At 73.5% G+C, this 3,497-nt stretch carries 2 protein-coding genes; both read left to right on the forward strand.

The window, feature by feature from the left end:
- On the forward strand, positions 1-770 hold a 770-nt coding region (locus IF06_RS0131615), incomplete at its 5' end, for a condensation domain-containing protein (RefSeq protein ID WP_030275428.1).
- A 127-nt stretch (positions 771-897) separates the two neighbouring features.
- Positions 898-3,497 (forward strand): non-ribosomal peptide synthetase (locus IF06_RS0131620; protein ID WP_030275430.1); only part of this gene is annotated, 2,600 nt, incomplete at its 3' end.

Consider the following 3,497-nt stretch of genomic DNA (forward strand, 5'->3'; position numbering starts at 1 on the left):
ACGACGAATACACCCGCCTACGCGACGCCGCCGACCTGCAAACCCAACGAACCTACTGGCGCGAACAACTACGCGACCTGCCCCGCCAAGGCACGGGCCCGGCCACCGCGCCCCTGGAACAGGCCCTCGCCTGGGGACCGAAGGCGGGCCACACCGTCACCGTCACCCCCGAGGTGCTCGACCGCTGGGACCGGGCCGCCCGCGACCACCGCTTCAGCCGCTCCAGCTACTTCGTGGCGGCCTTCGCCTCGGCGCTGCGCGCCATCCATCAGCAGGACGACATCGCCCTGCTGATGGTGGTGGCCAAGCGCGGCAGCCGCGTCCTCGACTCCGCGTTCACCACCCGGCTCAACCTCAACTGCGTGCGGGTGCGCTTCGACGGGCCGCAGGACGACAAGCTGGTCCTGCGGGTCGACGAGACGATCCGCGATCTCATGCGGGCCCAGGACGTTCCCTTCGCGGAGACCGCCGACGATCCCGCCGCCGGGCTCTCCGGCGAGGTGGTCGCGAGCCTGCCGACGTTCGTGTTCCAGGACAACGTGGTGGTGCCGCTGGAGCTGCCCGGCTGCCGGGCCGAGGAGGTCGTCGACCCGTACGCCCGGGAGGTGCCCAACGGGCTCACGGTCGAGGTGCTGCCCCGCGTCGACCATGCTCTCCTGCGCGTCACCATCCGCACCGACTACCTGCCGTACAGCTTCGCCGAGGAGCTGAACCATCACATGCTGCGCTTCCTCGAAGACGGGCCGGCGGGTACACCCACCGCCGACTGACCGTCCGCCTTTGCGTACCGGACCGCTCGTCGTCGCGTGGCACGCGGCCCGTTGTCCCGAGAGTTCGTGGTTGTCCCCTCCGGCGCGCCCCTCTGGGTGGCGCCGGCCCTGATCGGAGGCTGGCTCAATGTCTGTCGGAATCGTCGGTGCGCAGGCCACGGATGTCGCTGGGCCCGGCTTCGAGATCCTCGACCTGATGGGGGACCTGCGCCGGCCGGCCGCGTGGCCGGCCCGGGCGGCCTCCGCGTACCGGCCGGTCGACCTGCCCGTCCCGGCGGGGGCGCGCTCCCCCGGCGCGGTGCTGCTGGCCGGTCTGCTGGGGGTGCTGGCCCGGTACACCGGCCAGGCCGAGGTGGCGGTCGGTCTGTCGTCGGGCGGCGTGCTGCGGGTCGACGTCGCGGATGAACCGGGCTTCGGCGAGCTGACGTCGCGGGTGGCCGCGGCGCTGACCGGCCCGGTCACGCGTGACACGGGCGCGGCGGGGCCGGTGGTGGTCGGGCTGGTGGACGCCCCGGTGGCCGAGGTGGGGCCGGACGTGGTGGACGTGGACATCGTGGTGACCGTCGCGGGGGACGGGTCGGCGCTCCGGGTGGACTACGCTGCCGACGGCTTCTCGGCGGACTGGGTGCGGGGTCTGGTGGACCAGACCGTGTCGTTGCTGTCGGCCGGGGTCCGCGAACCCGGAATGCCGCTGGGCGCGCTGCCGCTGCTGGACGCGACCGAGCGCGAGCGGCTGCTCGCGTGGGGCCGGGGCCCGGCCCGCCCGGTGCCGGGTGAGCCGCTGCACGAGCTGGTGCTCGAGTGGGCGCGACGCACGCCGGACGCGGTGGCCGGAGTCGCCGCCGGGGAGGTGCTGACGTACGCGGAGCTGGCCCGTCGCTCGGGGGCGCTGGCCGCGCAGCTACGGTCGATGGGCGTACGGCCCGGGGACGTGGTGTCGCTGGCGTTGGACCGCAGCATGTGGACCCTCGTCGCCACCCTGGCGGTGCTGCGCGCCGGGGCGGCGTACACGCCGATGGACGTGTCCTGGCCGGCGAACCGGATGCGGATGCTGCTGGCCGACCACGGCGCTCGGGTCGTCCTCACCGTCGGCGAGGTCGCTCCGCGTGTCCCCAGACCTGACGGCGTACGGGTCGTCGCCCTCGATGTCGACTGGCCCACCCTTGCGGCGGCCGAGGCGGCCGACCTGCCGGTGGTGGCCCCGTCCCGGCCGGCGTTCGTGATCTACACGTCCGGCTCGACCGGGACACCGAAGGGTGTCGTGCTGACCCACGAGCACCTGACGAACTTCGTCACCTGGATGCGGGAGGAGTGCGCGGTCGGCCCGGACAGCCGCATGCTCCATTCCTGCTCCCCGGTCTTCGACGTGGCCCTCGGCGAGATCTACACCGCGCTGACCTCCGGCGCCCGCGTCGTCGTCAGCTCCCGCGACGACCTGCTCGACGCCCGCCGGTTGACGGAGCTGATCGCCAAGGAGCAGGCCACCCACGCGTTCTGCCCACCCACGAACCTCGCCGCCGTCGATCCCGCCGACTGCCCCAGCCTGACGTGCGTGACCCTCGCCGGGGAACCCATTCCGCCCCGCATGGCGCAACGCTGGACGGCCGCCGGTGCCCGCCTGATCAACGCGTACGGGCCCGCGGAGGCCTCCGTCGCCTGCACCTGGTTCGACGCGTCCAAGGGCTGGCCCGGCGCGTACGTGCCCATCGGCCGACCCATGCCCAACCGGCAGATCCGCGTCGTCGACGCCAATCTCGACCTCGTCCCCATGGGCGTCCCCGGCGAGATCCTCATCACCGGCGCCGGCGTCGCCGACGGTTACCTCAACCGCCCCGAACTGACCGCCCAGCGGTTCGTCACCGACCCGTACGGCGGCGGGACCGCCTACCGCACCGGCGACCTCGGCCGGTGGAACGCCGCCGGAGCGCTGGAGATCCTCGGCCGGATGGACCACCAGGTCAAGGTCAACGGCATCCGCATCGAACTCGGTGAGATCGAAGCGACTCTCGAACAACACCCGGACGTCGGCACCGCCGTCGTCACCCGTCGCGAGGACCAGGGCACCGCCCGGCTCGTCGGCTACGTCACCGGGCGCGACGGCCGCGTCCCCGTCACCGCCGACCTGCGGGCACACGCCGCTGCCGTGCTCCCGCCCTACATGGTTCCCGCCGTGATCATGGTCCTGGACCGGTTCCCCACCGGCGGCACCGGCAAGATCGACCGACGGGCGCTACCGGAGCCGGGCTCGCGCCGTCCCGATCTCGACGTGCCATACACCGAACCGGCCAGCGACTCCGAACGCCTCGTCGCGGGGATCTTCGCGACGGTTCTCGGGCTGGACCGGGTCGGGGCACTCGACGGGTTCTTCCACCTCGGCGGCACCTCCCTGCAGTCCGCCGCCGTCGCTGTCGCCCTCGACGAGGCCGCCGACGTCGCCGTGCCCGTCTCGCAGATCCACCGCACCCCCACCCCGCAGGGGCTGGCCCGCTGGCTCGCCACCGCCCCCCGCCGCCCCGGGGCCGAGCCGGCGCCGTCCGTCACCGGCCGTCCCGGCCCGTCGAAGCCCGTCCCGCTGACCCCGTCCGTCGCGAAGTGCGTCGTGCTCCCCTTCGAACTGGTCTGCCCGACCACCTGGTGGATCGAGGGTGAGCTGGACCTACGGGCCCTGATGGCCGCCCTCGGCGACCTACACCACCGCCACCAGGCCCTGCACGCCCGCTACCGGCG

This window comes from Micromonospora globosa (assembly GCF_000717585.1).
Classification (GTDB): domain Bacteria; phylum Actinomycetota; class Actinomycetes; order Mycobacteriales; family Micromonosporaceae; genus Micromonospora; species Micromonospora aurantiaca.